Annotated in this window: 4 protein-coding genes; all 4 read left to right on the forward strand. The window is 33.5% G+C overall.

Annotation, left to right across the window (positions count from 1 at the left end; all coding sequences use genetic code 11):
- Positions 1–388: hypothetical protein (locus Q0800_RS11000; RefSeq protein ID WP_299129529.1), on the forward strand; the 388-nt coding region annotated here is incomplete at its 5' end.
- Positions 389–394: 6 nt separating this feature from the next.
- Positions 395–2227: a type II CRISPR RNA-guided endonuclease Cas9 gene (gene cas9 / locus Q0800_RS11005; protein ID WP_299129535.1), complete on the forward strand. Its 1833-nt coding sequence runs from the start codon at positions 395–397 to the stop codon at positions 2225–2227.
- A gap of 1 nt (position 2228) precedes the next feature.
- Positions 2229–3146: a type II CRISPR-associated endonuclease Cas1 gene (gene cas1, locus Q0800_RS11010; protein WP_299129531.1), complete on the forward strand. Its 918-nt coding sequence runs from the start codon at positions 2229–2231 to the stop codon at positions 3144–3146.
- A gap of 106 nt (positions 3147–3252) precedes the next feature.
- Entirely contained in the window at positions 3253–3558 is a 306-nt protein-coding gene (cas2, locus tag Q0800_RS11015) for a CRISPR-associated endonuclease Cas2 (protein WP_299129533.1), read from the forward strand.
- Positions 3559–3788: the final 230 nt, after the last annotated feature.

The following is a 3788-nucleotide window of genomic DNA, read 5'->3' on the forward strand; positions in this document are numbered from 1 at the left end:
ATTAGAACATAGAGTTTTAAAACCAAGGTTAGACTTGTTGAAAAAGAATAGTCTGCGTAATCCTGTAGTAGAAAAAATATTGAACCAAATGGTTAATGTCGTTAATCAAATAATAGACACCTACGGCAAACCTGACGAAATACGTATTGAACTTGCACGCGAACTTAAAAAAAATGCGAAAGAACGAGGAGAGATGACGCGAGGTATTGCAGAAGCTACGAGACGAAATTTAGATATTAAGAAAGCTATAACTCAAGATTTTGGTATTCCAAATCCTACTAAAAACGATGTAATTCGCTATCGTTTATGGTTAGAATTAGAAACTAGAGGACACAAATCCTTATTTACAAATAATTACATTCCTAAAGAAAAACTATTTTCTAAATAAATAGATATAGAGCATATTATACCAAAGGCGTTGCTGTTTGATGATTCATTTTCAAATAAAACTTTAGCCTATCGTAACGTTAACCTTAAAAAAGCAAACCGAACCGCTTTTGATTTTATGTCTAGCGATTATCAATCTGATTTAGAAAATTATAAAGAACGCGTTAATAGCCTATATAATAATGGTAAAGGTGCTATCTCGAAAGCGAAGCGCAACAAATTATTATTAGCACAGTCTAAATTACCAGAAGGTTTTATTGACCGTGATTTAAGAAATAGTCAATACATAGCCAAAAAGGCTAAGCAACTATTGTTTGAGGTATTTAGCGCTGTCTTATCTACATCTGGAAGTATAACTGGTAAACTTCGTGAAGATTGGGATTTGATAAATGTGATGAAAGAGCTTAATATGCCTAAATACAAGGCTCTAGGATTGACTGAAATAGAGGTAAGAAAGAATAATAAAAAGGTTGAAGTAATAAAGGATTGGAGCAAACGTAACGACCATCGTCATCATGCTATGGATGCTTTAACTGTTGCTTTTACAACGCATAATCATATTCAATATTTAAATAACCTTAATGCTAGAAATGATGAACGTTTAGAAATGCATAAAGTCATTTCTAATATTCAAAATAAAATTACACACAAAAATGAAGATGGTAAACGTAGGTTTATAAAGCCAATGCCAAGCTTTCGTAAAGAGGCAAAAGTACACATAGAACAGATTTTAGTGTCCTTTAAAAATAAAAACAAAGTCGTTACCAATAACATTAATAAGAGCAAACTCAAAGGAAAAGATAATTATCATAAAAAGTTACAACTAACACCAAGAGGTCAACTACATAAAGAAACTGTTTATGGAAAAAATAAACGACAACAAGAAAAACCGACTAAAATCAGTAAACGTTTTACAATAGACCAAGCCCAGTTTATTATTAATGTACCACAACGCAAAAGCGTTTTAAGCCACTTAAAAAAATACGATAACAAAAACGAGATTGCTTTTGATACTAAAACTTTAAAAAAAGACCCATTACTTTATAATAATGAACCTTTAAAAGAAGTATTGTGTTTTGAAGAAATATATACGATTAGAAAAGATATTAATTCAGATAATTTTAAAGATGAAAAAGCTTTAAATAAAGTTGTGGATCTAAAGACGCGTCAAATACTTTTAGATAGATTAAGAGAGCATAATAATAAACCCAAAGAAGCTTTTTCAGATTTAGAAAAGAAACCTATTTGGCTTAATGAATCTAAAGGTATTTCTATTAAACGTGTTACTATTACAGGTGTTAGTAATGCCGAACCGTTGCATTACAAAAAAGACCATTTAGGACAAGATATTTTTAATGCAAGTGGTTCTAATATACCTGCGGATTTTGTGAGTACAGGTAATAATCATCATGTTGCTATTTATAAGGATAAAGACGATAAGCTTCAAGAAAAAGTGGTGTCATTTTATGAGGCTGTTATTCGGGTAAACCAAGATTTACCGGTTATAGACAAATCTTACAATCTAGACTTAGGCTGGCAATTTCTATTTACTATGAAACAAAACGAAATGTTTGTTTTTTCTTCGGATGGATTCAATCCAAATGAAGTTGATTTAATGGATGAAAATAATTTCAGTTTAATTAGCCCGAATTTGTATAGAGTTCAAAAAATAGCTACGAAAAATTATATGTTTAGGCATCATTTAGAGACAACTGTTGAAGAAAATAAAACTTTAAAAGATTTAGCCTACATAAATGTAAGAAGTACTGAGCCGCTGCGAGGAGTCGTAAAGTTGCGTATAAATCATATCGGAGAAATCGTTCAAATAGGAGAATATTAATATGATAAAACGCACGCTATTTTTCGGAAATCCAGCCTATTTAAGTACCCAAAACGACCAATTGCTATTAAAATATCCTGACAGCAACGATGAGAAAACGATACCTATTGAAGATTTGGGCTATGTAGTATTGGAAGACCCTCAAATTACCATTACCAACGGATTACTGAGAAAGTTAGTAGAAAATAAAACCGCAGTGATTACCTGCGACCAACAACATTTACCCTGTTCACTTTTACAACCACTAACGGGTCATAGCGAACAAACTGAACGTATGCGCTACCAATTGAATGCTAGCATACCCTTAAAAAAGAACCTTTGGCAACAAACGGTGATTGCTAAAATAGATAATCAAGCCAATCATTTTCTAATGCGAGACAAAAACGCACTACGCTTAAAACGCTACGTAAAAGAAGTGAAGAGTGGCGATTTAGACAATCAAGAAGCTATTGCAGCTGCGTTTTATTTTCAAAATTTATTTGATATAGATGGTTTTAGCCGCAACCAAAAAGGTATAGCACCCAATAATTTACTCAATTATGGCTACGCCATTTTACGAGCAGTAGCCGCTAGAGCATTGGTAAGTAGCGGTATGTTACCATCGGTTGGTATTTTCCATCATAACAAGTACAATGCCTTTTGTTTGGCAGACGATGTTATGGAACCCTACCGACCCTTTGTAGATGCTTTGGTCTATGATATTGTGGAGACCGGTTGCAATTTAGATGAGCTTAATACTAATATTAAATCTGATTTATTGATGATTCCTGCTATGGATGTGGTTATAGATGGGAAACGTAGTCCTTTGATGAATGCGATGAGTAGAACTACAACGAGTCTTTTTGAATGTTTTGAGGGTAGTAGGCGAAAATTGTTATATCCAGAATTTCAATCGTCTCTAGAGGTTTTTACAGGATAAAAAATGGATTCTGCAATACCTGCGGAATGACAAAACAGAGGCCTTAAACTAAAATACATAAACATGTATGGAATCATATTTAACTCGATTAAACCAATATAGGTGTATGTGGGTACTTGTATTTTTTGATCTGCCGACTGAAACTAGACAAGAGCGTAAAGCGGCCTCGGGCTTTAGAAAAAAATTGATAAAAGACGGTTTTGGCATGTTTCAGTTTAGCATTTATACACGCTTCTGTCCGAGTAGGGAAAATGCAGCCGTACATATTAAGCGCACCAAAATGGCCTTGCCAAAAAAAGGAAAAGTCTGTGTAATGCAGATTACCGATAAACAGTTTGGAATGATGGAATTATTTCACGGCCAAAAAGAAGTAGAGCCTGAACCTCCAAGCCAACAATTAGAATTGTTTTAATCTTAACGTTTGTCCCCTTGAGGGGACTTTAGGGATGTTTTTTAATGTTTGTGTATTACATCATAAAAAACAGGATACCAGCCTATTACATCAAGTATCCTGCGAATTATCCATAAAATTAAGGAACTGAAAGCAATTCACAACAATACCACCGCCTTTAGTAACGTTCTCAATCCTGCGAATTATCCATAAAATTAAGGAACTGAAAGCAATTCACAACAGTTCCAACG

The sequence above is a fragment of the uncultured Winogradskyella sp. genome (assembly GCF_937958655.1).
Lineage (GTDB): Bacteria > Bacteroidota > Bacteroidia > Flavobacteriales > Flavobacteriaceae > Winogradskyella.